This window comes from Streptomyces sp. P1-3, from assembly GCF_050613155.1.
Lineage (GTDB): Bacteria > Actinomycetota > Actinomycetes > Streptomycetales > Streptomycetaceae > Streptomyces.
Window position 1 is genome coordinate 3,178,673 of the sequence record NZ_CP192512.1, and the last position, 25,326, is coordinate 3,203,998.

Below are 25,326 nucleotides of genomic sequence, written 5' to 3' on the forward strand. Positions count from 1 at the left end.
TTACTCGCCCTTGGCCTTCGCGATGATCTCCTCGGCGACGTTCTTGGGAACCTCGGCGTAGGAGTCGAACTGCATGGAGTAGCTGGCGCGGCCAGAGGTCTTGCTGCGCAGGTCTCCGACGTAGCCGAACATCTCGGACAGCGGAACCAGGCCGGTGACCAGCTTGGCGCCACTGCGGTCCTCCATGGACTGGATCTGTCCACGGCGGGAGTTGATGTCGCCGATCACATCGCCCATGTAGTCCTCGGGCGTGGTGACCTCGACCTTCATCATCGGCTCGAGCAGGGCCGGGCTGGCCTTGCGGGCGGCCTCCTTGAAGGCCATCGAACCGGCGATCTTGAAGGCCATCTCGGAGGAGTCGACCTCGTGGTACGCGCCGTCGAGCAGCGTGACCTTGACACCGGTCAGCGGGTAGCCCGCGAGCACGCCGAACTCCATGGCCTCCTGGCAGCCCGCGTCCACGGACGGGATGTACTCCCGCGGGACCCGGCCACCGGTGACCTTGTTCTCGAACTCGTAGCCATCGCCCTCGAGCGGCTCCAGCGCGATCTGCACCTTCGCGAACTGGCCGGAACCACCAGTCTGCTTCTTGTGCGTGTAGTCGAGCCGCTCGACCGCCTTGCGGAGGGTCTCGCGGTAGGCCACCTGCGGCTTACCGACGTTCGCCTCGACCTTGAACTCACGGCGCATACGGTCGACCAGCACGTCGAGGTGCAGCTCGCCCATACCGGAGATGATGGTCTGGCCGGTCTCCTCGTCAGTCTTGACGCGGAAGGACGGGTCCTCCTCGGCCAGGCGCTGGATGGCGATACCCAGCTTCTCCTGGTCGCCCTTGGACTTCGGCTCGATGGCGACCTCGATCACCGGGGCCGGGAAGTCCATGGACTCCAGGATGACCGGCTTCGCGGAGTCACAGAGCGTCTCACCGGTGGTGGTCTGCTTCAGGCCCATGACGGCGACGATGTCACCGGCACCCACCGACTCGATCTCCTCACGCTTGTTCGCGTGCATACGGTAGATCTTGCCGATGCGCTCCTTCTTGCCCTTGACCGAGTTCTGCACCTGAGTGCCGGTCTCCAGGCGTCCGGAGTACACGCGGACGAAGGTGAGCTTGCCGAGGTGCGGGTCGCTCATGATCTTGAACGCCAGCGCCGACAGCGGCTCCTCGTCGGACGGCTTGCGGACGACAACCTCGTCCGGGTCGCTGACCGAGTGGCCCTCGATCGCCTCGATGTCGATCGGCGACGGCAGGTACCGGATGACCGCGTCGAGCAGGGGCTGCACGCCCTTGTTCTTGAACGCGGTGCCGCAGAACACGGGGGTGACGGTGGTGCCGCCGCCCTTGCCGGAGTTGATGGTGATACGGCGCACGGCCGCGTACAGCTGCTCCTCGGTGGGCTCCTGGCCCTCCAGGTACAGCTCCATCATCTCTTCGTCGTTCTCGGCGACCGTCTCGAGCAGCTTGCCGCGCCACTCGTCGGCGGCCTCGGTGTGCGTGGCCGGGATGTCGACGACGTCGTACATCTCGCCCTTGGTGGCCTCGGCGGACCACACCAGAGCCTTCATCCGGACCAGGTCGACAACGCCCTTGAAGTCCGCCTCGGCGCCGATCGGCAGCTGCATGACGATCGGGGTCGCACCCAGACGGTCGACGATCATGTCGACGCAGCGGTGGAACTCCGCACCGGTGCGGTCCAGCTTGTTGACGAAGCAGATACGCGGAACGCCGTAGCGGTCCGCCTGACGCCACACGGTCTCGGACTGGGGCTCAACGCCGGCGACGCCGTCGAACACCGTCACCGCACCGTCGAGCACGCGGAGCGAACGCTCCACCTCGACGGTGAAGTCGACGTGGCCCGGGGTGTCGATGATGTTGATGGTGTGGTCAACGTCTTCCAGCGGCCAGTGGCAGGTCGTCGCGGCAGACGTGATCGTGATGCCGCGCTCCTGCTCCTGCTCCATCCAGTCCATCGTGGCAGCGCCGTCGTGGACTTCACCGATCTTGTAAGAGACACCGGTGTAGAACAGGATCCGCTCGGTGGTGGTCGTCTTGCCCGCGTCGATGTGGGCCATGATCCCGATGTTGCGGACCTTGGCCAGGTCAAGTGAAGTGGTAGCCATAAGGCTTCAGTCTTCTCTCGGTTCTCGATGGGGTAGCGACTACCAGCGGTAGTGCGCGAAGGCCTTGTTGGACTCGGCCATCTTGTGGGTGTCCTCGCGACGCTTGACGGAGGCGCCCAGACCGTTGCTGGCGTCCAGCAGCTCGTTCATCAGGCGCTCGGTCATGGTCTTCTCGCGACGGGCGCGGGAGTAGCCCACGAGCCAGCGCAGCGCGAGGGTGGAGGCGCGGCCGGGCTTGACCTCGATCGGCACCTGGTAGGTGGCGCCACCGACACGGCGGGACTTGACCTCGAGCGCCGGCTTGACGTTCTCCAGCGCGCGCTTGAGGGTGATGACCGGGTCGTTGCCGGTCTTCTCCCGCAGGCCCTCCATGGCGCCGTAGACGATGCGCTCAGCGGTGGACCGCTTGCCGTTCAGCAGGATCTTGTTGATCAGCGAGGTGACAAGAGGAGAGTTGTAGACCGGGTCGATGATGACCGGGCGCTTCGGGGCGGGGCCCTTACGAGGCATTCTTACTTCTCCTTCTTGGCGCCGTAGCGGCTGCGAGCCTGCTTGCGGTTCTTGACGCCCTGCGTGTCGAGGGAGCCGCGGATGATCTTGTAACGAACACCCGGCAGGTCCTTCACACGACCGCCACGCACGAGCACGATCGAGTGCTCCTGCAGGTTGTGGCCCTCACCCGGAATGTAAGCAGTGACCTCGATGCCGCTGGTCAGACGCACACGCGCGACCTTACGCAGGGCCGAGTTCGGCTTCTTCGGGGTGGTCGTGAAAACACGCGTGCAGACGCCACGGCGCTGAGGGGAACCCTCAAGTGCGGGCGTCTTGTTCTTCTCGACCTTGTCCTGCCGGCCCTTCCGGACCAGCTGCTGGATCGTAGGCACCGTTTCTCCGGTTTCTGTGTGCCGTCTCTGTAAAGCTAACCTGGGGTTTCTCCGACCCACGCGGTCGGGTGTGTCGCGGTCCCCATACGTTTCCCGTGGAACGGAACATCCGTATGTGGGAGGCGGCGTCTCAGTCTCGGTATCCCGTGTTCCCGGCTCTCCCGGCGTTCAGCCGAGGGAGCACACACAAGGACCCGGGCACACCCCAGGCACAAGGTCAGAGCGTACCTATAGCACCGGCTCCGGTCAAAACAAAAGCACCCCGGGCAGGACACACCAGGGCACCAGAGTATGACAAGGGCGGCCCCCCTCGCGGGTGGCCGCCCTTGTCATGGCTGAAACGCCTTACTGGTTGTACGGACCGTAGTCGTAGTCCTCCAGCGGCACCGCCTGGCCGGAGCCAGTGCCGAACGGCGAGTAGTCGATGTCGTCGTAGCCGACGGCCGAGTACATCGCGGCCTTGGCCTCCTCGGTCGGCTCGACCCGGATGTTGCGGTAGCGGGACAGGCCCGTACCGGCCGGGATGAGCTTACCGATGATGACGTTCTCCTTGAGGCCGATCAGGGAGTCCGACTTGGCGTTGATCGCCGCGTCGGTGAGCACCCGGGTCGTCTCCTGGAAGGACGCCGCCGACAGCCACGACTCGGTCGCCAGCGAGGCCTTGGTGATACCCATCAGCTGCGGACGGCCGGAGGCGGGGTGACCGCCCTCGGTGACCACACGACGGTTCTCGGACTCGAAGCGCGAGCGCTCCACGAGCTCGCCCGGCAGCAGCTCCGCGTCGCCGGACTCGATGATCGTCACCCGGCGCAGCATCTGCCGGATGATGATCTCGATGTGCTTGTCGTGGATCGACACACCCTGCGAGTTGTAGACCTTCTGGACCTCGCCGACCAGGTGCACCTGGACGGCGCGCTGGCCGAGGATGCGCAGCACGTCGTGCGGGTTGGTGGCACCCACGGTCAGCGCCTGGCCGACCTCGACGTGGTCGCCCTCGCCCACCAGCAGACGGGCACGCTTCGAGACGCCGAAGGACGTCTCGTCGGAGCCGTCGTCCGGGGTGACGACGATCTTCTTGGTCTTCTCGGTCTCCTCGATCCGGACACGGCCGGCCGCCTCCGAGATCGGGGCGACACCCTTGGGCGTACGGGCCTCGAAGAGCTCGACGACACGCGGCAGACCCTGGGTGATGTCGTCACCGGCCACACCACCGGTGTGGAAGGTACGCATCGTCAGCTGGGTACCGGGCTCACCGATGGACTGGGCGGCGATGATGCCGACCGCCTCACCGATGTCCACCAGCTTGCCGGTCGCCAGCGAGCGGCCGTAGCACATGGCGCAGGTGCCGACGGCGGACTCGCAGGTGAGGACCGAGCGGGTCTTGACCGTCTCGACGCCGTGCCGGACCAGCTCGTCGATGAGCACGTCGCCCAGGTCGGTACCGGCCGGGGCCAGCACCTTGCCGTCGACGACGATCTCCTCGGCGAGGCAGCGCGCGTACACGCTGGTCTCGACGTCGTCCGTCTTGCGCAGCACGCCGTCAGCGCCCTTGGCCGCGATCGCCAGCTTGAGGCCGCGCTCGGTGCCGCAGTCCTCCTCGCGGATGATCACGTCCTGCGAGACGTCGACCAGACGACGGGTCAGGTAGCCCGAGTCGGCGGTACGCAGCGCGGTGTCGGCGAGACCCTTACGGGCACCGTGGGTGGAGATGAAGTACTCCAGCACGGTCAGACCCTCACGGAACGACGCCTTGATGGGCCGCGGGATGGTCTCGTTCTTCGCGTTCGACACCAGACCGCGCATACCGGCGATCTGCCGCATCTGCATCATGTTTCCTCGGGCACCCGAGTCAACCATCATGAAGATGGGGTTCGTCTTGGGGAAGTTCGCGTTCATCGCCTCGGCGACCTCGTTGGTCGCCTTGGTCCAGATCGCGATGAGCTCCTGCGTGCGCTCGTCCTTGGTGATCAGACCGCGCTCGTACTGCTTCTGGACCTTCTCGTCCTGCGCCTCGTAGCCCGCGACGATGGCCTTCTTGGCCTCGGGGACGACGATGTCGGAGACCGCGACGGTGACACCGGACCGGGTGGCCCAGTGGAAACCGGCCGCCTTCAGGTTGTCCAGGGTCGCCGCGACGATGACCTTCGGGTAGCGCTCGGCGAGGTCGTTGACGATCTCGGAGAGCTGCTTCTTGCCCACCGAGTAGTCGACGAACGGGTAGTCCTCGGGCAGCAGCTCGTTGAAGAGCGCCCGGCCCAGGGTGGTACGCAGCCGGAAGCTGTCGCCCTGCTGCCACAGGTCCGGGCCGAAGCCGTCGGCCTCGCCGCCCTGCTCGGCCACCGGCGGGGTCCAGCCGCGCGGCGGGACGGTGCCGACCGGGAAGCGGACGTCGATCTTCGCCTGGAGCGACAGCTCGCGGGCGTCGAACGCCATGATCGCCTCGGCGGTCGAGCCGAAGGAACGGCCCTCGCCCTTGACCTCGCGCTGCTCCTCGTCGGTGGTGAGGAAGAACAGGCCCAGCACCATGTCCTGGGTCGGCATGGTCACCGGACGGCCGTCGGCCGGCTTGAGGATGTTGTTCGAGGACAGCATCAGGATGCGGGCCTCGGCCTGGGCCTCCGCGGACAGCGGCAGGTGCACGGCCATCTGGTCACCGTCGAAGTCCGCGTTGAACGCGGTGCAGACGAGCGGGTGGATCTGGATGGCCTTGCCCTCGACCAGCTGCGGCTCGAAGGCCTGGATGCCCAGACGGTGCAGGGTGGGCGCACGGTTCAGCAGCACCGGGTGCTCGGCGATGACCTCTTCGAGCACGTCGTACACGACCGTGCGGCCGCGCTCGACCATGCGCTTGGCCGACTTGATGTTCTGCGCGTGGTTGAGGTCCACCAGGCGCTTCATCACGAACGGCTTGAAGAGCTCCAGCGCCATGGCCTTGGGCAGACCGCACTGGTGCAGCTTCAGCTGCGGGCCGACGACGATGACGGAACGCGCCGAGTAGTCGACTCGCTTACCGAGCAGGTTCTGACGGAAGCGACCCTGCTTGCCCTTGAGCATGTCGGACAGCGACTTCAGCGGACGGTTGCCGGGGCCCGTGACCGGGCGACCACGACGGCCGTTGTCGAAGAGCGCGTCCACGGCCTCCTGGAGCATGCGCTTCTCGTTGTTCACGATGATCTCGGGCGCGCCGAGGTCGAGAAGCCGCTTCAGGCGGTTGTTGCGGTTGATGACACGGCGGTACAGGTCGTTCAGGTCGGAGGTCGCGAAGCGGCCACCGTCCAGCTGCACCATCGGACGCAGGTCCGGCGGGATCACCGGGATGCAGTCCAGCACCATGCCCTTGGGGCTGTTGCGGGTCTGCAGGAAGGCGGAGACGACCTTGAGGCGCTTGAGCGCACGGGTCTTCTTCTGGCCCTTGCCGGTACGGATGATCTCGCGGAGGCGCTCGGCCTCCTCCTCGAGGTCGAAGGTCTCCAGGCGCTTCTGCAGCGCCGCGGCACCCATCGACCCGTCGAAGTACGTGCCGAAGCGGTCGCGCAGCTCGCGGTAGAGCAGCTCGTCGCCCTCCAGGTCCTGGACCTTGAGGTTCTTGAAGCGGTTCCACACCTCGTCGAGGCGGTCGATCTCGCGCTGCGCGCGGTCGCGCAGCTGCTTCATCTCACGCTCGGCGCCCTCGCGCACCTTGCGGCGCACATCGGCCTTGGCGCCCTCGGCCTCCAGCTCGGCCAGGTCGGCCTCGAGCTTCTTGGCGCGGGCTTCCAGGTCGGCGTCGCGGCGCTGCTCGATCTGCTGGCGCTCGACGGAGACGTGGGCCTCCAGCGAGGGCAGGTCGCGCGTACGGCGCTCGTCGTCCACCCACGTGATCATGTAGGCGGCGAAGTAGATGACCTTCTCGAGGTCCTTCGGGGCGAGGTCGAGCAGGTAGCCCAGCCGCGACGGAACGCCCTTAAAGTACCAGATGTGGGTGACGGGAGCGGCCAGTTCGATGTGGCCCATCCGCTCACGGCGCACCTTGGCGCGGGTGACCTCGACACCGCAGCGCTCACAGATGATGCCCTTGAAGCGGACACGCTTGTACTTACCGCAGTAGCACTCCCAGTCCCGGGTCGGACCGAAGATCTTCTCGCAGAAGAGTCCGTCCTTTTCGGGCTTCAGAGTGCGGTAGTTGATGGTCTCGGGCTTCTTGACCTCGCCGTGGCTCCACTGACGGATGTCATCAGCGGTGGCCAGACCGATCCGGAGCTCATCGAAGAAGTTGACGTCGAGCACTATGCGTCAATCCCTCTCAGGGTTGTAAGTCTTAGGGGTCTGAAACGGGGGTCTTGGGGCCGGCGGCCTTTTCGCAAAGGCCGCCGGACTCCCGTCAGACCTCTTCGACGCTGCTCGGCTCGCGCCGGGACAGGTCGATGCCGAGCTCCTCCGCAGCGCGGAAGACGTCCTCGTCGGTGTCACGCATCTCGATGGACATGCCGTCGCTGGACAGCACCTCCACGTTGAGGCACAGGGACTGCATCTCCTTGATGAGCACCTTGAAGGACTCGGGGATGCCGGGCTCCGGGATGTTCTCGCCCTTGACGATCGCCTCGTAGACCTTGACACGGCCGGTGACGTCGTCGGACTTGATGGTCAGCAGCTCCTGGAGGGCGTACGCGGCGCCGTAAGCCTCCAGCGCCCACACCTCCATCTCACCGAAGCGCTGGCCACCGAACTGAGCCTTACCACCCAGCGGCTGCTGGGTGATCATCGAGTACGGGCCGGTGGACCGGGCGTGCAGCTTGTCGTCCACCAGGTGGTGCAGCTTGAGGATGTACATGTAGCCGACCGAGATCGGGTCCGGGAACGGCTCGCCGGAGCGGCCGTCGAACAGCCGGGCCTTACCGGAGGGCTGCACCAGCCGGTCGCCGTCGCGGTTCGGGATCGTGGACTCGAAGAGACCGGCGATCTCGTCCTCGCGCGCACCGTCGAAGACCGGGGTGGCGACGTTGGTGCCGGGAGCGACGTCGTCGGCGCCGATCGCCTGCAGACGCTGCATCCACTCCTCGCTGCCCTCGACCTTCCAGCCGCGGGAGGCGAGCCAGCCGAGGTGGATCTCCAGGACCTGCCCCGGGTTCATTCGGGACGGGACACCCAGCGGGTTGAGGATGATGTCGACCGGGGTGCCGTCCTCCAGGAACGGCATGTCCTCGACCGGCAGGATCTTGGAGATGACGCCCTTGTTGCCGTGGCGGCCGGCGAGCTTGTCACCGTCGGTGATCTTGCGCTTCTGCGCGACGTAGACGCGGACCAGCTGGTTCACGCCCGGCGGCAGCTCGTCGCCCTCCTCGCGGTCGAAGACGCGGACGCCGATGACCTTGCCGGTCTCGCCGTGCGGCACCTTCAGCGAGGTGTCACGGACCTCACGGGCCTTCTCACCGAAGATCGCGCGCAGCAGGCGCTCCTCCGGGGTCAGCTCGGTCTCACCCTTCGGGGTGACCTTGCCGACCAGGATGTCGCCGGCGATGACCTCGGCGCCGATGCGGATGATGCCGCGCTCGTCGAGGTCGGCCAGGACCTCCTCGGAGACGTTCGGGATGTCCCGGGTGATCTCCTCGGGGCCGAGCTTGGTGTCACGGGCGTCGACCTCGTGCTCCTCGATGTGGATCGAGGAGAGGACGTCGTCCTGCACCAGACGCTGGCTGAGGATGATCGCGTCCTCGTAGTTGTGGCCCTCCCACGGCATGAACGCCACCAGGAGGTTCTTGCCGAGCGCCATCTCACCCTCGTCGGTGGACGGACCGTCGGCGAGCACCTGGCCCTCGACGACCCGCGCGCCCTCGTCCACGACGACCTTCTGGTTGAAGGAGGTGCCCTGGTTCGAGCGGGAGAACTTGGCCACCCGGTAGGTGGTGTACGTGCCGTCGTCGTTGGCCACCGTCACGTAGTCGGCGGAGACCTCCTGGACGACACCGTCCTTCTCGGCCTTGATGACGTCGCCGGCGTCGACCGCGCAGCGGTACTCCATGCCGGTGCCGACCAGCGGCGCCTCGGCCTTGATCAGCGGAACGGCCTGGCGCATCATGTTCGATCCCATGAGCGCGCGGTTGGCGTCGTCGTGCTCGAGGAACGGGATCATGGCGGTCGCGACCGACACCATCTGGCGCGGCGAGACGTCCATGTAGTCCACGTCGGCGGGCGCCACGTAGTCGATCTCACCGCCGCGGCGGCGGACCAGGACGCGGGCCTCCTCGAACCGGTTGTCGTCGGTCAGCGGCGCGTTGGCCTGTGCGATGACGAAGCGGTCCTCCTCATCGGCGGTGAGGAAGTGCACCGTCTCGGTGACGACACCGTTCTCGTCGACCTTGCGGTACGGGGTCTCGACGAAACCGAAGGCGTTGACCCGGCCGTACGAGGCGAGCGAGCCGATCAGACCGATGTTCGGGCCTTCCGGCGTCTCGATCGGGCACATGCGGCCGTAGTGCGAGGGGTGCACGTCACGGACCTCGAAGCCCGCCCGCTCACGGGAGAGACCACCCGGGCCCAGCGCCGACAGGCGGCGCTTGTGGGTCAGGCCCGACAGCGGGTTGGTCTGGTCCATGAACTGGGACAGCTGGCTGGTGCCGAAGAACTCCTTGATGGAGGCGACGACCGGCCGGATGTTGATCAGGGTCTGCGGCGTGATCGCCTCGACGTCCTGGGTGGTCATGCGCTCACGCACGACGCGCTCCATACGCGCCAGACCCGTACGGACCTGGTTCTGGATGAGCTCGCCGACGTTGCGCAGACGGCGGTTGCCGAAGTGGTCGATGTCATCGGTCTCGACGACGATCGAGGTGCCGTTCTCGCCGAGCGTCTCGGTCTCGCCCGCGTGCAGCTTGACCAGGTACTTGATCGTCGCGATGACGTCGTCCGTGGTCAGCACGCCGGCGTCGAGCGGAGCGTCCGCACCCAGCTTCTTGTTGACCTTGTAGCGGCCGACCTTGGCCAGGTCGTAGCGCTTGGGGTTGAAGTACAGGTTCTCCAGCAGCGTCTGCGCGGCCTCGCGCGTCGGCGGCTCGCCCGGACGCAGCTTGCGGTAGATGTCGAGCAGCGCGTCGTCCTGGCCCTGGGTGTGGTCCTTCTCCAGGGTGGCGCGCATCGACTCGTACTCGCCGAACTCCTCGAGGATCTGCTCGGTGGTCCAGCCGAGCGCCTTGAGCAGGACGGTGACGGACTGCTTGCGCTTGCGGTCGATACGGACACCGACCATGTCGCGCTTGTCGACCTCCATCTCCAGCCAGGCACCCCGGGACGGGATGATCTTGGCGGAGAAGATGTCCTTGTCGGAGGTCTTGTCGATCTGGCTGTCGAAGTAGACGCCCGGCGAGCGGACCAGCTGCGACACGACGACACGCTCGGTGCCGTTGATGCAGAAGGTGCCCTTGTTCGTCATGAGCGGGAAGTCGCCCATGAAGACCGTCTGGGACTTGATCTCACCGGTCTCGTTGTTGGTGAACTCCGCGGTGACGAAGAGCGGCGCGGCGTAGGTGAAGTCGCGCTCCTTGCACTCGTCGATGGAGTTCTTCGGCGGCTCGAAACGGTGGTCGCGGAAGGTCAGCGACATCGACCCGGAGAAGTCCTCGATCGGGGAGATCTCCTCGAAGATCTCCTCCAGTCCGGACTTGGTGGGGACGTCCTGACCACTGTCCAGCGCAGCCTCGACGCGAGCCTTCCAGGCGGCATTGCCGAGCAGCCAATCGAAGCTCTCGGTCTGCAGCGCGAGGAGGTTCGGAACCTCGAGAGGTTCCTTGATCTTCGCAAAGGAGATGCGCAGCGGGGCGGTGCTGGCGCCGTTGTTCGTATTGGCGGTCGAGGCGTTGCGCGAGGCGGCCAAGAGGGGGTCCTTCCGAGGGCTCGGACTCACTACGCGCGTACCGGTCCCATCGCGACCACAGGGAGGGAAATCCCAGGTCAGGGCATTTCAATCGGCTGTGCTCAACGGTGGGCATGCCCCTGGTGACGGGCAGAGGGCAGCTAACAGGCAGCGCAAAGGGTCAGTGTAGCCACTTGGCCCACTGATGTCCAGGGCAGGGTCTTCCAAGACCGGTGCGCTGCTCCCACCTCTTCCTCCGGAAGGTGCATCCCGATACTGCCCACTCCGCCGGCGATCCATGCCTCGAACTCGGGATCGGGTCTGGTGTCGCGTCCTGAGAATTGCGCGCTGCGTGCCGTTCGTCAAGGCCCTCCACCACCGCGAGATCGTCACAGTGGCGCGGTGGCGGGCAACGAAGATCACCATACCTCCCGGTGCCGCGAAGGCAACGCAGCCGTCGCGGGAACGCCGAAGGGCGACCACCCAGACGGGTGATCGCCCTTCCTCCCCCGGCCACCGCCGGGGGGTGCTCCCACCGCCGTCGCCGCTGTGCGGCGCGGTGGGCGTAAGTCAGAGACTTACCGAGGTCACTTGACCTCGACGGAGGCGCCGGCGCCCTTGAGGGCCTCGGCGGCCTTCTCCGCGGCGTCCTTGGCGACCTTCTCGAGGACCGGCTTCGGGGTGCCGTCGACGAGGTCCTTGGCCTCCTTCAGGCCCAGGGAGGTCAGCTCACGCACGACCTTGATGACCTGGATCTTCTTCTCGCCGGCGCCGGTGAGGATGACGTCGAACTCGTCCTTCTCCTCGGCGGCCTCGGCGGCGGCGCCACCGGCGACACCACCGGCCATGACGACCGGCGCGGCAGCGGCGGCGGTGACGTCGAACTTCTCCTCGAACGCCTTCACGAACTCGGAGAGCTCGATGAGGGTCATCTCCTCGAACTGCGCGAGCAGGTCTTCCTGGCTGAGCTTCGCCATGATGGGCGATCCTTCCACTAATTCGGCTGGTGCCGGAGTTACATGTCGGCGGGCGTACGTTCGGCCCGCTTCGACCGCCGCCTCAGGCGGCGGTCAATGTGCGAGCCGAATTACTCGGCACCGCCCTGCTCGTCCTGCTTGGCGCGAAGAGCGTCCACGGTGCGGACGAGCTTCGACGGCAGCGCCTGGAAGACAGAGGCAGCCTGAGACTGCTTGCCCTTCATGGCACCGGCCAGCTTGGAGAGCAGAACCTCGCGGGACTCGAGGTCCGCAAGCTTCTTGATCTCATCGGCGGACAGCGCCTTACCATCAAGGACACCGCCCTTGATGATGAGGTTCGGGTTGTCCTTGGCGAAGTCACGAAGACCCTTCGCCGACTCCACCGGGTCACCGGTGACGAAGGCGACGGCCGTCGGACCAGCGAAGAGCTGGTCCTCGAGCGTGATCCCGGCCTCGTTGGCCGCAATCTTGGTCAGCGTGTTCTTCACCACGGCGTACTGGGCGTTCTCACCGAGCGAACGACGCAGCGTCTTGAGCTGCGCCACGGTGAGACCCCGGTACTCGGTCAGCACGGCGGCGTTCGAGCTGCGGAACTGCTCCGCGAGCTCGGCTACCGCGGCAGCCTTGTCGGGCCTTGCCATAGAGCGTCGGCCTCCTTCCGGGTGATGAGGACCGCTCGGAAGGGGCTGGGGTAAACGAAACGCCCCGGCGCAGGCGCTCGGGGCGTGGCTCGACCAGACGGAATCCTTACGGAACTGTCCGGGAGCACATCCACAGTCACCTGCGCGGGTCGTCCGCGGTTCAGCGGATCCTTCGGCCACCGCGCCTCTTGCGAGCACACGGCAACGACCAGCGGTCTTTGGCTTCTGTGGAAGAGTACGCGAACGGTTCAGGGCAGGCAAATCAGCTCTGCTGGGGCAGCATGTCCTCGAAGCCGAGAGTGTCCGAGGCGGGCGGCTCCTCAACGGCGACGGCCGTGCCGTAGTCCGAGTAGTAGACCGTGGCGTCGTAGGCGCCATCGCTGCCCTGGGCCTGCTCCCGCTTCTTGACCAGCAGGTCGTCCCCGTCGATCCACAGATCGATCGTCTCGGTCTCCATGCCGGCCTGCTCCAGCTGGTCCTGGAGGTCCTCCAGGTCCTGCCCGGTGAGCTCCTCGGACTGCATCCCGGCCAGGTCGGCGACCTTGACCGTCCCGGTGTAGTGGGTCGCCGTGACGCCGCGCACCCGCTCCTCGCCGACGCTCCTGACCTTGCCGGTGGCGACCAGCAGCTGCACCGCGCGGGCCGGGTCGGTGTTCCGCATCTGGTCCTTGAAGAACTTGCCCGCGGCGCCGGCCTGCTTCGTGAGGGTGGCGTAGTCGTACTTCACCCAGTGCTTGCCCCCGGACTCCGGTGCGGCGGCGAAGTCGTCGCCCAGGTTCATGTACATCGCGTCCGGTGTGTAGCGGGCCTCGAGGGGCTTGCCGGCCAGCGGCGAGGAGTCGATCTGGCCGCCGCGCTGGGTGATGATCATGTTGGCCCGCATACCGTCGGTCCAGTCCATCGACCCCTTCATGACGGAGGTGGCCGGACCGACCGCGGTCGTGCCGTCGACCTTGGCCGAGTGCTGCTCGCCGGTGCGCTCCGAGGCCAGCCGGAGCGCGGCCAGCACGCTGCCGCCCTTGGCCGTCCCGCCGCCGCCGGAGCCCTTCTCGCCGCCGTCCTCGGACCCGCAGGCGGTGAGTCCGACGGTCAGCACGATTCCCCCCGCGACAGCCGCGAGCCGGACGCTGGTACGCGTACTACGCACAGTTCCCCCCTGATACCCCGTGGTGGCGTGTGGTGCCGGACTCCAGGGTCCGGCCGACCGCGCGGGCGGCGCAATACGTCGGGCCCGGAACCTCCAGGGAGATTCCGGGCCCGACGTCAGACCTGAACGGTGCCGATCAGACGGCCTCGTCCTCGACCAGCAGGTTGCGGGTGCGGTTCGGGTCGACCGGGATGCCGGGGCCCATCGTGGTGGTGATGGTCGCCTTCTTGACGTACCGGCCCTTGGCGGCCGACGGCTTCAGACGGAGGATCTCCTCCAGCGCCGCGGCGTAGTTCTCCACCAGCTTGGTCTCGTCGAACGAGACCTTGCCGATGATGAAGTGCAGGTTCGAGTGCTTGTCGACGCGGAACTCGATCTTGCCGCCCTTGATCTCGGTGACGGCCTTGGCGACATCCGGGGTGACAGTGCCGGTCTTCGGGTTCGGCATCAGACCACGCGGACCGAGCACGCGGCCGAGGCGGCCGACCTTGCCCATGAGGTCCGGGGTGGCGACGACGGCGTCGAAGTCCAGACGGCCCTTGGCGACCTCGTCGATCAGTTCGTCGGAGCCGACGATGTCGGCGCCCGCGGCTTCCGCGGCCGCAGCACGGTCACCGGTCGCGAAGACCAGGACCCGGGCGGTCTTGCCGGTGCCGTGCGGAAGGTTGACGGTGCCACGGACCATCTGGTCGGCCTTGCGCGGGTCGACGCCCAGGCGGAAGGCGACCTCGACGGTGCCGTCGAACTTCGTCGCGGAGGTGTCCTTGGCGATACGGACGGCCTCGAGCGGGGCGTACAGACGCTCCGGGTCGATCTTGGCGTCCGCAGCGCGGAGAGTCTTGCTGCGCTTCACTTCTGCTCCTGTGGAGTATCACCGTGCGGCTCTGCCGCACAGCAGGTGTGGAGTCGTGGTCCGGGCCAGCGCCTGGCCCTGCCACAGAGGTCTACGGCGCCGGTTCTGCGGTGACGCCGCGTGGGGGCTGTCAGCCCTCGACCGTGATGCCCATGGAACGGGCGGTGCCGGCGATGATCTTCTCGGCGGCGTCCAGGTCGTTGGCGTTCAGGTCGGGCATCTTGGTGGTGGCGATGTCGCGGACCTGGTCGCGGGTGATCTTGGCGACCTTGGTCTTGTGCGGCTCGCCGGAGCCCTTCTCCACACCCGCGGCCTTGAGGATCAGCTTGGCGGCCGGCGGAGTCTTGGTGACGAAGGTGAAGGAACGGTCCTCGTAGACCGTGATCTCCACCGGCACGACCATGCCACGCTGCGACTCGGTCGCAGCGTTGTAGGCCTTGCAGAACTCCATGATGTTGACGCCGTGCTGACCCAGCGCGGGGCCGACCGGCGGAGCCGGGTTCGCGGCACCGGCCTGGATCTGGAGCTTGATCAGCCCCGTGACCTTCTTCTTCTTGGGAGGCATTGCTCTCTCCGGGTCCTAGTGAGAGGTTTTTTGCCTGCGAGCAGGCATACCGCACCACGATAACGGGTATCGCGGCGAGGCCTGAAACCGAGCAGGTCAGGAAGGCGATGACGCCTGCCTGACCTGGCCGGAAGTGCGATGTACGGGCTAGTTCTTCTGGATCTGGTCGAAGCTGAGCTCGACCGGGGTCTCGCGACCGAAGATCTCGACGAGGCCCTTGACCTTCTTCGAGTCGGCGTTGATCTCGTTGATCGTCGCCTGGAGCGTCGCGAACGGGCCGTCGGTGACCGTGACGGAGTCGCCCACCTCGAAGTCCAGCACCTGGACCTCGACCTTGCGGCTCGGCGCCGGCCGGCCCTCGGCCGCGGCGGCCTCCTTGGCGGCCTTCTCCTCGGCCTCCGGGGCGAGCATCTTGACGATCTCGTCCAGGGTCAGCGGGTACGGGTCGTAGGCGTTGCCGACGAAGCCGGTGACGCCCGGCGTGTTGCGCACCACGCCCCACGACTCGTTCGTGAGGTCCATGCGCACCAGCACGTAGCCCGGGAGCTTGTTCTGGCGGACGGTGCGGCGGTCGCCGTTCTTGATCTGGACGACCTCTTCCTGCGGCACCTCGGCCTGGAAGATGTAGTCCTCGACGTTCAGCGAGACGGCGCGCTGCTCGAGGTTGGTCTTCACGCGGTTCTCGTAGCCCGCGTAGGTGTGGATGACGTACCACTCGCCGGGGAGGGTGCGGAGCTCCTCGCGCAGGGCCTCGACCGGGTCGACCGTGGTCTCCTCGGCTACCTCGGCCTCCTCCGCCTCGGCGGACTCGGCGTCCTCGTCGGACGACTCGGCCTCGGCCGGCTGCTCCTCGTCCTCGCTGTGGAGGGCGGCTTCCTCGGCCGGGGTGCCCGCCTCGGCGTCGGCAGCCTCGGCCTGGTCCTCGTCGGCCGCCTCGACGATGTCGAGCTCGTCCTCGGCGGACTCGACGGACTCGACGGCGTCGTTCACGTTCGGGTCAGACACGGTGGCTGCTTCTTCCTGGCTTCAACTGAGGTGTGGAACGTGCGGAAGGGGCAGCTCGCACCGAGCCGCCCTTACGCGGGATCAGCCGAAGACGTACTTGACGGCCTGACTGAATCCATAGTCAATCACGGTAACAAGACCGATCATGATGACAACAAAGACGATCACCACAGTGGTGTACGTCGTCAGCTGGCTGCGTGAGGGCCAGACGACCTTGCGCAGTTCCGCCACGACCTGGCGGTAGAAGAGTGCGAGGCGACCGAACGGCCCCTTCTTCCCGCGCTTCCCTCCGCGACGGGCCTTCTTGGCCGCCACCTCATCGTCGGGACGACCGCTTTCAGGCGTCGCGGTGGAGCCAAGGGCTTCCGTCACTCGTCCTCACCTGAATCCGGGTCGTGGCCGTGCCGCGTCCAGCCCGGCCGCACAGCGGTGCATATTCGTACGCGAGCACGCACCCTGATCTCGATGCGTGTAGCAGGGCCGGAGGGACTTGAACCCCCAACCGCCGGTTTTGGAGACCGGTGCTCTACCAATTGAGCTACGACCCTTTGTGGCTTCCCCCAACTTACCGCATCCGACCCGCAGCACGGTGTGTGCGAGGCGGGCGGCTCTGTCAGAGGCCAACGACGCATGAGTGTACGTGCTCAGCGGCCGGGCGTCGAACGTGATCCGTTTGCCGACCCGTGAAAGACGTTTTTCCCGACCTGTGAAACCCGTGTGCCGGGCCTCGCGCGGGGATGGGACGATGCCCTCATGAGCGCTGCCACTCCTTCTGCCTCTGCCCCCACCGACCGCCGGGTATCGGCCCGTGTCGGAGCGATCTCCGAGTCCGCCACGCTCGCCGTCGACGCCAAGGCCAAGGCCCTGAAGGCCGCCGGGCGACCGGTCATCGGCTTCGGCGCGGGCGAGCCGGACTTCCCGACCCCCGGATACATCGTCGAAGCCGCCGTGGAGGCGTGCCGCGACCCGAAGAACCACCGCTACACCCCGGCGGGCGGCCTGCCCGAGCTGAAGGCCGCGATCGCCGCCAAGACGCTGCGCGACTCCGGCTACGAGGTCGACGCCTCCCAGATCCTGGTCACCAACGGCGGCAAGCAGGCCATCTACGAGGCGTTCGCCGCGATCCTCGACCCGGGTGACGAGGTCATCGTCCCGGCTCCGTACTGGACCACCTACCCCGAGTCGATCCGGCTCGCGGGCGGCGTGCCCGTGGAGGTCGTCGCCGACGAGACCACCGGCTACCGCGTGTCGGTGGAGCAGCTGGAGGCGGCCCGCACCGAGCGGACCAAGGTCGTCCTGTTCGTCTCGCCGAACAACCCGACCGGCGCGGTCTACAGCGAGGCCGAGACCGAGGCGATCGGCCGCTGGGCCGTCGAGCACGGCCTGTGGGTGCTCACCGACGAGATCTACGAGCACCTGGTCTACGGCGACGCCGCCTCCGTCTCGCTCCCGGCGCTCTTCCCCGAGCTGCGCGACAAGTGCGTCGTGGTCAACGGCGTGGCGAAGACGTACGCGATGACCGGCTGGCGCGTGGGGTGGATCATCGGCCCGAAGGACGTCGTCAAGGCCGCCACCAACCTCCAGTCGCACGCCACGTCCAACGTCTCCAACGTCGCCCAGCGCGCGGCCATCGCGGCGGTCTCCGGCGACCTGGACGCCGTCGCGGAGATGCGGTCCGCCTTCGACCGGCGCCGCCGGACGATCGTGCGCATGCTGAACGAGATCGAGGGCGTGGAGTGCCCCGAGCCCGAGGGCGCGTTCTACGCGTACCCGTCGGTGAAGGGGCTGCTCGGCAAGGAGGTCCGGGGCAAGCGGCCGCAGAGCTCGGTCGAGCTGGCCGAGCTGATCCTGGAGGAGGCCGAGGTCGCGGTGGTGCCGGGCGAGGCGTTCGGCACGCCGGGATATCTGCGGCTGTCGTACGCGCTCGGGGACGAGGACCTGGTCGAGGGTGTCTCGCGGATCCAGAAGCTGCTGGGCGAGGCGCGCGCCTGACGGCTGACGCCCCTGCTCTCCGCAGGCCCCCGGCCCCACCGGCCGGGGGCCTGCGTGTTTCCCGTACGCGCGCGTGTGTCGTACGCACACGCGGACAACCGCCCGTCCAGGGAAAGAGCTACCGGCCCGGGCCCCGGATGCGGCAAGATCTGGGAATGTTGCGGTCCTCTGGAAATCCTCCCGTCAGCCGAGATCTGCGCCTGCTGCCCAAGGCCCATCTGCATCTGCACTTCACCGGATCGATGCGGCCCGGCACCCTGCTGGAGCTCGCCGACAAGTACGGCGTGCACCTGCCGGAGGCGCTGAGCGGCGGTGCACCTCCCCAGCTGCGCGCCACCGATGAGCGGGGCTGGTTCCGCTTCCAGCGGCTGTACGACATCGCGCGGTCCTGCCTGCGGGAGGCGGAGGACATCCGGCGGCTGGTGCGGGAGGCGGCCGAGGAGGACGCGGCGGACGGCTCCCGGTGGCTGGAGATCCAGGTCGACCCGACCTCGTACGCCCCCCGGCTGGGCGGGCTGATCCCGGCCATGGAGATCATCCTGGACGCGGTGGAGACCGCCGCCCGGGACACCGGGATCGGGATACGGGTCCTGGTCGCGGCCAACCGGGTGAAGCATCCGCTGGAAGCGCGGACCCTGGCCCGGCTCGCGGTGCGCTTCCGTGACCGCGGCGTCGTGGGCTTCGGGCTCTCCAACGATGAGCGGCGCGGCATGGCCCGCGACTTCGACCGGGCCTTCGCCATCGCCCGCGAGGGCGGTCTGCTGGCCGCCCCGCACGGCGGGGAGCTGTCGGGGCCCACCAGCGTCCGGGACTGCCTGGACGATCTGGAGGCGGCCCGGGTGGGGCACGGCGTACGGGCCGCGGAGGACCCTCGGCTGCTGCGCGAGCTGGCCGACCGCGGGGTGACCTGCGAGGTGTGCCCGTCCTCCAATGTGGCGCTCGGCGTCTACGAGAAGGCGGCGGACGTGCCGCTGCGCACGCTGTTCGAGGCGGGGGTGCCGATAGCGCTGGGCGCGGACGATCCGCTGCTGTTCGGCTCCCGGCTGGCCGCGCAGTACGAGCTGGCGCGCGAGCACCACGGCTTCACCGACGAGGAGCTGGCGGAGCTGTCGCGGCAGTCGGTCCGCGGGTCCGCGGCCCCGGAGGGGGTCCGGGCTCGGCTGCTGGCGGACGTCGACGCGTGGCTGGCCGACGGGAGGCCGCGGGCGGAGGGCTGACAGCCGGACGTGGCGCTGGTGGCGGCCGTCGGCCGGGCATCGCGGGGCCGGTGACCGGCCATGACGCGGTGCGGCGCCCGGTCGGTGCCGGGGTATCTCACGCGCGCTGCCGGCGGGGGTGAGGGGAACGCCGTCGGTGGCGATCACACGCCGTCCCTGCCCGGAGGCCCGGGCCGCCCGGCTCGCGGGAGAGGCACCGGCCATGACGAACCGAGCGCACGGCCGCGGGGAAGCCCCCGGTCACGACGAACCGAGCGCACGGCCGCGGGGAAGCCCCCGGTCACGACGAACCGAGCGCGCGCCGGCCGCACGTCCTCGCGCCGCACCGTACCCGCCAAGGCGAGCCGGAAGGGCTCAGAGGCTGACGCCCACCGTGACCGGCTCGTTGACCAGCGCGACGCCGAAGACCGCCGCCACGCCCGCGACGACCTCCCGGGCCAGCGCGAGCAGGTCCTCGGTGGTGGCCTCGCCGCGGTTGGTGAGGGCGAGGGTGTGCTTGGTGGAGATACGGGCCCGGCCGGAGCCGTAGCCCTTGGTGAAGCCCGCCTTGTCGATCAGCCAGGCGGCGGAGGTCTTGGTCAGCCCGTCCCCCGCGGGGAACGCGGGCGGGGTGACGTCCGGGCCGAGGTGCCCGGCGACCCGCTCCAGGAACGCGGCGTACTCGTCCTCGGTCAGGATCGGGTTGGTGAAGAAGGAGCCCGCGGACCAGGTGTCGTGGTCCCCGGGGTCGAGCACCATGCCCTTGCCCGCGCGGAGCCTCAGCACGGTCTCGCGGGCGACCGCCGCGGGGACCCGGTCGCCGGCCTCGACGCCCAGGACGCGCGCGGTCTCCGGGTACCTGATCGGCGCGGACAGCCCGCCCGCGTCCTCCAGCCGGAACCGGACCCGCAGCACGACGTAGCGGTCGGGGGCGGCCTTGAAGCGGCTGTGCCGGTAGGAGAAGCCGCAGTCGGCGTTCGGGATCACCACGACCTCGCCGGCCCGGCGGTCGTAGGCGACGACCTCGGTGACGGTGTCGGCCACCTCCTGGCCGTACGCGCCGACGTTCTGGATCGGGGTGGCACCGGCCGAGCCGGGGATACCGGCCAGGCACTCGATGCCCGCCAGCCCCGCCTCCACCACGCGGGCCACCGCGTCCGACCAGTTCTCGCCCGCGGCCAGCTCCAGCCGGGTGCCATCCAGGCGCACCCCGCGGGTGGCGATGCGCAAGGCGGTGCCCTCGAAGCCCTTGTCGGAGATGACGAGGTTGCTGCCGCCGCCGATGACCAGCAGCGGGGTGGCGGACTCGTCGGCCTCGCGCACCGCGGCGATCACCTCGTCGTCGGTGGTCGCCGTGATCAGTCGGGTGGCCGGGCCGCCGAGCCGGAAGGTCGTCAGCGGGGCGAGCGGGGCGTCATGGAGTTCCTGCACGCGCTCAAGAGTACGAGAGGGCGCGAGCGGGGCCGGGCTTCGGGCGGGCGGGGGCCCGGTTCCGGCCGCCAAGACCGGGGCCCGGCCCCGGGTCCCGGACTCGGCCTCGTGTCCGGGACCCGGCGTCCGGCCCGGCTCCGGTCGCCTCAGGCGAGGGCGACGACGGCGCGGGACTGGCCCAGCACCTTCTTCCCGTCGCTGGTCACCGTGAGGTCCACGCGGACCGTACGGGCGTCGTCGTCCAGCTTCGCCGCGACCTTGGCGCTGACCTCGATGACCGCGCCCTTGTCGTCGTTGGGCACCACGACCGGCCGGGTGAAGCGCACGCCGTAGTCCACGACCGCGGCCGGGTCACCGGTCCAGTCGGTCACCACGCGGATCGCGGAGGCCATGGTGAACATGCCGTGCGCGATGACATCCGGCAGGCCGACCTCCTTGGCGAACTTCTCGTTCCAGTGGATCGGGTTGAAGTCGCCGGAGGCGCCCGCGTACGCGACGAGTGTGGCGCGGTTCACGGGGAAGGACCGGCCCGGGAGCTCGGTGCCGACCTCGACGTCGTCGTAGGAGACCTTGGCCGTCATCGGTGCGTCACTCCCCCTCGGCGGCTCGCGCCACCAGCTTCACGTACGCCGTCACGACGTGCTCGCCGCTCTCGTCGTGCAGGTCGTTGCGGACCAGCAGGATGTCGTTGCCCGCGAGGGTCTTGATGTCCTCGATGGTGGCCGTGACGGCGAGCCGGTCACCGGCGTGGATCGGGCGGGTGTAGACGAACCGCTGGTCACCGTGGACGACACGGCTGTAGTCCAGGCCCAGTTCGGGGTCCTCGACGACCGACTGGGCCACCTTGGTGGTGACCGAGAACGGGAACGTCGGCGGGGCGATCACGTCGGGGTGGCCGCACGCGCGGGCCGCCTCGGGGTCCGTGTAGACCGGGTTCGGGTCGCCGATCGCCTCGGCGAATTCGAGGATCTTCTCCCGGCCGACCTCATAAGGCCGGGAGGGCGGGTACGTCCGCCCGACGAACGAATGGTCGAGCGCCATCGGCTCGGCACCTCCTGGGAAACAGGTTCTGCTGTGTGATCAAAGCATGATGGACCGGCCGCGGGCGGCAGGCGGCGCCCAAACCCGAACCCACAACACCACGAGGCCGCCCCCGGTCGGGGACGGCCTCGTGAATGAGACTGATTTATCGCGTCTCGCGGTGCGCGGTGTGCGCCTTGCAACGCGGGCAGTGCTTCTTCATCTCAAGACGATCCGGGTCGTTGCGCCGGTTCTTCTTGGTGATGTAGTTCCGCTCCTTGCACTCCACGCAGGCCAGCGTGATCTTCGGGCGGACGTCGGTGGCAGCCACGTGAGTGCTCCTTGACGAACGGATGGGTTAACGCAGAAAAGAGTAGCCGATCGAAGGACCGAGCCCGCAATCGGCTACTGTCAGTAGCGGTGACCGGACTTGAACCGGTGACACAGCGATTATGAGCCGCTTGCTCTACCGACTGAGCTACACCGCTGCGATGCGATCGGATCCCCCGCCCGGCGAACCGGGCGGGAAACCTCTCACATCAGAGCCCCAATACGGAATCGAACCGTAGACCTTCTCCTTACCATGGAGACGCTCTGCCGACTGAGCTATTGGGGCGAGCGATGAAGACATTACACGGTCGGCCGCCGAAGGTGAAATCCGTATGCCGCCGCCCCCAACAGGGACCTTCTCCCGTCTCGCGCACCACACCGGTACGACTATTCGGCTCCTCCTCGAAGCCGCCCCCGCCGCGCCCTAGGCTCGGGGAACACTGAGTGATCTTGGCTGCGTATGCGCCGCCAGCGCCACCCCCGCGCTCCGCGTACGCCCGCGAAATCCAGGAGCGCGATGCCTGACAGCCAGCCACAGCCACAGCGACCGCGCCCGCCCTCCCGGAGCGACGGCGCAGCCCCCGAAAGCGGCGTGCTGGTGCTCGGCGGCGCCCGGCTCGCCGACGGCCGAACGGTGGACGTGCGCCTCAGCGGCGGCCGTATCGAGGCCGTCGGCACGGCGGGCAGCCTCACCGCGTTCGGCCCGCGGGTGGACCTCAAGGGCTATCTGCTGCTGCCCGCTCCCGCCGAGCCGCACGCCCACTGCGACACCGCGCTCACCGCGGACGCCGACGGCCCGCTCCCGGACTCCCCCACGGACATCCAGCGCCGCACCACCGAGGCGGCGCTGCTCCAGTTGGGCCACGGGGCGACGGCGCTGCGTACCCACGTCCGGATCGGCGACGTCTACGGGCTGCGCTCCCTCGAGGCGGTGCTCCAGGCCCGCCAGGCGCTGCGCGGGCTGGCCGACCTGACCGCGGTGGCCGTCCCCCGGGTGCTGACCGGCGCGGCGGGCGCGGACGGCCTTGCGATGCTCCGGGACGCGGTGCGGGCGGGCGCGACGGTCATCGGCGGCTGCCCCGACCTCGACCCGGACCCCGCCGGTCACGCCGAGGCCGTACTGGAGATCGCCGCCGAGCACGGCTGCGCCGTCGACCTGCACACCGACGGCGCCGACCCGGCGCGCCTGGCCCGGCTCGCCGCCATGGCGGGAGGTTTGCGGACCGGCGTCACCATCGGCCCGTGCGGGGGACTGGGCCGACTGCCGCACCCGATCGCGGCGCGCGTGGCGGACCAGCTCGCGGCGGGGGACGTCACGGTCGTGTGCCTGCCGCAGGGCGACTGCGGCGGCTTGGAGGAGCCGGGCCCGCGCGGCACGGGCGAGGCCCGCTGCGCACCGGTGCGGCTGCTGCGCGCGGCGGGGGTACGGGTCGCGGCGGGCAGCGGCGCGCTGCGGGACGCCGCGAACCCGGTGGGGCGCGGCGACCCGCTGGAGGCCGCGTTCCTGCTGGCCTCGTGGGGGGAGCTGCGCCCCGAGGAGGCGTATGCCGCGGTCTCCGCGCGGACGCGGGCGGCGATGGGGCTGCCGGAGGTGCGGGTGGAGGCGGGCTTCCCCGCGGAACTGCTGGCGGTACGCGGGGACGGCATCGCGGGGGTGCTGTCACTCGCGTACAGCCGGATCGTGGTGCACCGGGGCCGGGTGGTGGCGCGGACCAGCGCGGTGCGGGAGTACTGCGACTCGGCGGTCGCGGTCGCCTTGGACCTGCCGCGGCAGACGCGCCCGAAGAGCGGGGACGGCGGCGAGGGCGATGCCGCGGCGGGCGGCGCCGGCGCGTGAGCGCGGACGCCGAAACCGCTTGCGGGCAGGGCGGCCTGAGGGGCGTTCAGCCGGGGCCGGGCGGGGCGGCGGGGATCGGCGTCAGGCGTCGCGGCGGGGGATCGCCGCCGTCAAGCAGCGCGGCGCGAATCGGCAACGCCGGGCGGCGCGGTGGGTACCGGTACCGTCAGGCAGCGCGGCGCGAATCAGCAACGCCAGGCGGCGCGGCGGATACCGGCACCGTCAGGCAGCGCAGCGCGAATCGGCGGCGTCAGACTCCGCCGTCCTCCACGGCGTCCAGCTCGTCGGCGTCGATCTCCAGACCTGTGAGGCCGTTGCCGCCGGTGTCTTCGTTCGCCTCCGGGTCGACCGTCCCGTCCGGACCGATCTCGTAGTTCTCGCCGCTGATGGACTCTTCGGGCGTCATGCCCGGGGCCAGGCCCAGCAGGTCGCCGAAGTCGATCTCCGTGGCGCCGGAGGGGGCGCCGATCTTCCCGGCGTCGCCGAACGTCAACGTCAGCGGCAGCTTGTCGCCCTTGTCGTACTCATCGATGAGCGGCGCGATATCGGTGGTGGCGCCGGCCAGTTCACCGTTCTTGACCGAGAAGTCGATGGAGACCTTCTTGTCCGGCAGCTCCTTGAGGTCCTTGGCCGTCGGCAGGCTCCGGCTGCCGCCCGGAAGGTCTTCGACGATCGGCCGCAGCTCGTTGACGACACCGGTCAGCAGGGTCCGCGCGGAGCCGCTGGCGACCAGGTGGGTCGCCCCGTCCCGGCTACCCTCGTCCTTGATCGTGACCTCACGGCTGAACACGCCCTTGACGGCCTTCAGCATCTTCTCGCCGGTCTCGGCGTCGACGTCGCCGGGTCCGGACGGCGCGGCGTCCCCGCCGGCCTCGTCGTCCTCGTCAGCCTCGCGCTGGGCCTTCTCCATGCCGTCGGTGAAGGACTCCATCTTGCGGATGTCGATCTTGATCCACTCGCCGTCGAGGATCTTGCGTACGCCTTCGGCGGCGCTCTCGGGCAGTCGGCCGCTGATCTCCTCGGCGCTCGGCACGGGCTGCCCGCTCAACTCGCCGAGCGCCTTGATGTCGGCCCGGTAGTAGGCCGTCTTGCCGATCAGCCGGTACTCGGCGAGGTCCCCGTCAGGCCCGGCGATCGCCAGCCGGGTGCCGATGATGTCCTTCTCCCCCGCCTCGGCGATCGGCTTCCTGGCCTGTACGGCGAGTGTGACCCGCAGCCCGGCCATCAGCTTCGCCTCCTCCGGCGTCAGCGGCTCCGCGTCGGGCCCCTTCCCGGACAGTGCGATGAGCTGCTTGGCGGAGGCGTCGATGTCGAACTCCACGGCGAGCGACTCGCGCTCGCCGAGCTTCTCGGTGGCGTTCTCCAGCTTGTTACCGGCGGAGATCTTCTCCATGACGCCGCACGCGGCGGCGCCGGCGACCAGCGCGGCGGCGCACCCGGCGGCGGTCAGTGTCGAGCGGAGAACGGGTACGGCGCTAATGGGGGACTCCTCGTGTCGTCTG

Annotated in this window: 20 protein-coding genes and 3 tRNA genes; 3 read left to right on the forward strand and 20 right to left on the reverse strand. The window is 68.7% G+C overall.

The features are described 5' to 3' along the window. The 13 genes from fusA to ACQUSR_RS13355 form a co-directional block, all read right to left on the reverse strand. Positions 1–2,121 carry an elongation factor G gene (fusA, locus tag ACQUSR_RS13295; protein WP_431042778.1) on the reverse strand — a complete coding sequence of 707 codons (2,121 nt, stop codon included), beginning with the start codon at positions 2,119–2,121 and terminating at the stop codon, positions 1–3. Positions 2,122–2,160: 39 nt separating this feature from the next. After that, entirely contained in the window at positions 2,161–2,631 is a 471-nt protein-coding gene (rpsG, locus tag ACQUSR_RS13300) for a 30S ribosomal protein S7 (RefSeq protein WP_431042779.1), read from the reverse strand. 2 nt (positions 2,632–2,633) lie between these two features. Further along, positions 2,634–3,005: a 30S ribosomal protein S12 gene (gene rpsL / locus ACQUSR_RS13305; RefSeq protein ID WP_003948652.1), complete on the reverse strand. Its 372-nt coding sequence runs from the start codon at positions 3,003–3,005 to the stop codon at positions 2,634–2,636. A 345-nt stretch (positions 3,006–3,350) separates the two neighbouring features. Next, positions 3,351–7,271, reverse strand: a complete 3,921-nt coding sequence (locus ACQUSR_RS13310; protein WP_431042780.1) for a DNA-directed RNA polymerase subunit beta' — start codon at positions 7,269–7,271, stop codon at positions 3,351–3,353. Between the two features lie 94 nt (positions 7,272–7,365). Beyond that, entirely contained in the window at positions 7,366–10,851 is a 3,486-nt protein-coding gene (gene rpoB / locus ACQUSR_RS13315) for a DNA-directed RNA polymerase subunit beta (RefSeq protein ID WP_431042781.1), read from the reverse strand. A gap of 566 nt (positions 10,852–11,417) precedes the next feature. Then, a complete protein-coding gene (gene rplL / locus ACQUSR_RS13320) occupies positions 11,418–11,807 on the reverse strand; it encodes a 50S ribosomal protein L7/L12 (protein ID WP_431042782.1) in 390 nt (129 codons plus the stop codon). Positions 11,808–11,917: 110 nt separating this feature from the next. After that, a complete protein-coding gene (gene rplJ / locus ACQUSR_RS13325) occupies positions 11,918–12,448 on the reverse strand; it encodes a 50S ribosomal protein L10 (protein ID WP_304463354.1) in 531 nt (176 codons plus the stop codon). 262 nt (positions 12,449–12,710) lie between these two features. Next, complete coding sequence (locus ACQUSR_RS13330; protein ID WP_431042783.1) at positions 12,711–13,595, reverse strand: hypothetical protein; 885 nt, start codon at positions 13,593–13,595, stop codon at positions 12,711–12,713. A 136-nt stretch (positions 13,596–13,731) separates the two neighbouring features. Further along, a complete protein-coding gene (rplA, locus tag ACQUSR_RS13335; protein WP_431042784.1) occupies positions 13,732–14,448 on the reverse strand; it encodes a 50S ribosomal protein L1 in 717 nt (238 codons plus the stop codon). 130 nt (positions 14,449–14,578) lie between these two features. Beyond that, positions 14,579–15,013: a 50S ribosomal protein L11 gene (gene rplK / locus ACQUSR_RS13340; RefSeq protein ID WP_030412999.1), complete on the reverse strand. Its 435-nt coding sequence runs from the start codon at positions 15,011–15,013 to the stop codon at positions 14,579–14,581. Positions 15,014–15,160: 147 nt separating this feature from the next. Next, the gene (gene nusG / locus ACQUSR_RS13345; RefSeq protein ID WP_431042785.1) at positions 15,161–16,018 is read right to left on the reverse strand and encodes a transcription termination/antitermination protein NusG; all 858 of its coding nucleotides are present in this window, start codon (positions 16,016–16,018) and stop codon (positions 15,161–15,163) included. Positions 16,019–16,099: 81 nt separating this feature from the next. After that, complete coding sequence (gene secE, locus ACQUSR_RS13350; protein WP_431042786.1) at positions 16,100–16,390, reverse strand: preprotein translocase subunit SecE; 291 nt, start codon at positions 16,388–16,390, stop codon at positions 16,100–16,102. 103 nt (positions 16,391–16,493) lie between these two features. Next, positions 16,494–16,566: transfer RNA gene (locus ACQUSR_RS13355), tRNA-Trp, on the reverse strand. A gap of 205 nt (positions 16,567–16,771) precedes the next feature. Between ACQUSR_RS13355 and ACQUSR_RS13360 the strand changes: the two genes are divergently transcribed. Together ACQUSR_RS13360 and ACQUSR_RS13365 are read left to right on the forward strand one after the other, a co-directional pair. Continuing rightward, positions 16,772–18,010 carry a pyridoxal phosphate-dependent aminotransferase gene (locus tag ACQUSR_RS13360; protein WP_431042787.1) on the forward strand — a complete coding sequence of 413 codons (1,239 nt, stop codon included), beginning with the start codon at positions 16,772–16,774 and terminating at the stop codon, positions 18,008–18,010. A gap of 137 nt (positions 18,011–18,147) precedes the next feature. Beyond that, positions 18,148–19,227, forward strand: a complete 1,080-nt coding sequence (locus ACQUSR_RS13365; RefSeq protein WP_431042788.1) for an adenosine deaminase — start codon at positions 18,148–18,150, stop codon at positions 19,225–19,227. A gap of 354 nt (positions 19,228–19,581) precedes the next feature. Here ACQUSR_RS13365 and ACQUSR_RS13370 read toward each other — a convergent pair whose 3' ends face one another. The 6 genes from ACQUSR_RS13370 to ACQUSR_RS13395 form a co-directional block, all read right to left on the reverse strand. After that, on the reverse strand, positions 19,582–20,637 hold the full coding sequence (locus tag ACQUSR_RS13370) for a UDP-N-acetylmuramate dehydrogenase (RefSeq protein ID WP_431042789.1): 1,056 nt from the start codon (positions 20,635–20,637) through the stop codon (positions 19,582–19,584). A gap of 146 nt (positions 20,638–20,783) precedes the next feature. Next, positions 20,784–21,218, reverse strand: a complete 435-nt coding sequence (locus tag ACQUSR_RS13375; protein WP_431042790.1) for a MaoC family dehydratase — start codon at positions 21,216–21,218, stop codon at positions 20,784–20,786. 7 nt (positions 21,219–21,225) lie between these two features. Beyond that, positions 21,226–21,678: an FAS1-like dehydratase domain-containing protein gene (locus ACQUSR_RS13380; protein ID WP_431042791.1), complete on the reverse strand. Its 453-nt coding sequence runs from the start codon at positions 21,676–21,678 to the stop codon at positions 21,226–21,228. Between the two features lie 145 nt (positions 21,679–21,823). Further along, positions 21,824–21,988: a 50S ribosomal protein L33 gene (rpmG, locus tag ACQUSR_RS13385; RefSeq protein WP_087927546.1), complete on the reverse strand. Its 165-nt coding sequence runs from the start codon at positions 21,986–21,988 to the stop codon at positions 21,824–21,826. A gap of 84 nt (positions 21,989–22,072) precedes the next feature. Next, positions 22,073–22,145, reverse strand: a tRNA-Met gene (locus tag ACQUSR_RS13390). 55 nt (positions 22,146–22,200) lie between these two features. After that, a tRNA-Thr gene (locus ACQUSR_RS13395) sits at positions 22,201–22,273 on the reverse strand. Between the two features lie 231 nt (positions 22,274–22,504). On the opposite strand from ACQUSR_RS13395, the gene ACQUSR_RS13400 reads away from it, so the two are divergent. Then, the gene (locus ACQUSR_RS13400) at positions 22,505–23,824 is read left to right on the forward strand and encodes an amidohydrolase family protein (RefSeq protein WP_431042792.1); all 1,320 of its coding nucleotides are present in this window, start codon (positions 22,505–22,507) and stop codon (positions 23,822–23,824) included. 250 nt (positions 23,825–24,074) lie between these two features. Here ACQUSR_RS13400 and ACQUSR_RS13405 read toward each other — a convergent pair whose 3' ends face one another. Beyond that, positions 24,075–25,217: a hypothetical protein gene (locus ACQUSR_RS13405; protein ID WP_431042793.1), complete on the reverse strand. Its 1,143-nt coding sequence runs from the start codon at positions 25,215–25,217 to the stop codon at positions 24,075–24,077. Positions 25,218–25,326: the final 109 nt, after the last annotated feature.

Coding starts and splice junctions, on each gene's coding strand:
- fusA (WP_431042778.1), bottom strand. CDS start 2,121: ATGGCTACCACTTCACTTGACCTGGCCAAGGTCCGCAACATCGGGATC.
- rpsG (WP_431042779.1), bottom strand. CDS start 2,631: ATGCCTCGTAAGGGCCCCGCCCCGAAGCGCCCGGTCATCATCGACCCG.
- rplL (WP_431042782.1), bottom strand. CDS start 11,807: ATGGCGAAGCTCAGCCAGGAAGACCTGCTCGCGCAGTTCGAGGAGATG.
- rplJ (WP_304463354.1), bottom strand. CDS start 12,448: ATGGCAAGGCCCGACAAGGCTGCCGCGGTAGCCGAGCTCGCGGAGCAG.
- rplK (WP_030412999.1), bottom strand. CDS start 15,013: ATGCCTCCCAAGAAGAAGAAGGTCACGGGGCTGATCAAGCTCCAGATC.
- ACQUSR_RS13360 (WP_431042787.1), top strand. CDS start 16,772: ATGAGCGCTGCCACTCCTTCTGCCTCTGCCCCCACCGACCGCCGGGTA.
- ACQUSR_RS13365 (WP_431042788.1), top strand. CDS start 18,148: ATGCGGCAAGATCTGGGAATGTTGCGGTCCTCTGGAAATCCTCCCGTC.
- ACQUSR_RS13375 (WP_431042790.1), bottom strand. CDS start 21,218: ATGACGGCCAAGGTCTCCTACGACGACGTCGAGGTCGGCACCGAGCTC.
- ACQUSR_RS13380 (WP_431042791.1), bottom strand. CDS start 21,678: ATGGCGCTCGACCATTCGTTCGTCGGGCGGACGTACCCGCCCTCCCGG.
- ACQUSR_RS13400 (WP_431042792.1), top strand. CDS start 22,505: ATGCCTGACAGCCAGCCACAGCCACAGCGACCGCGCCCGCCCTCCCGG.
- ACQUSR_RS13405 (WP_431042793.1), bottom strand. CDS start 25,217: ATGGAGAAGATCTCCGCCGGTAACAAGCTGGAGAACGCCACCGAGAAG.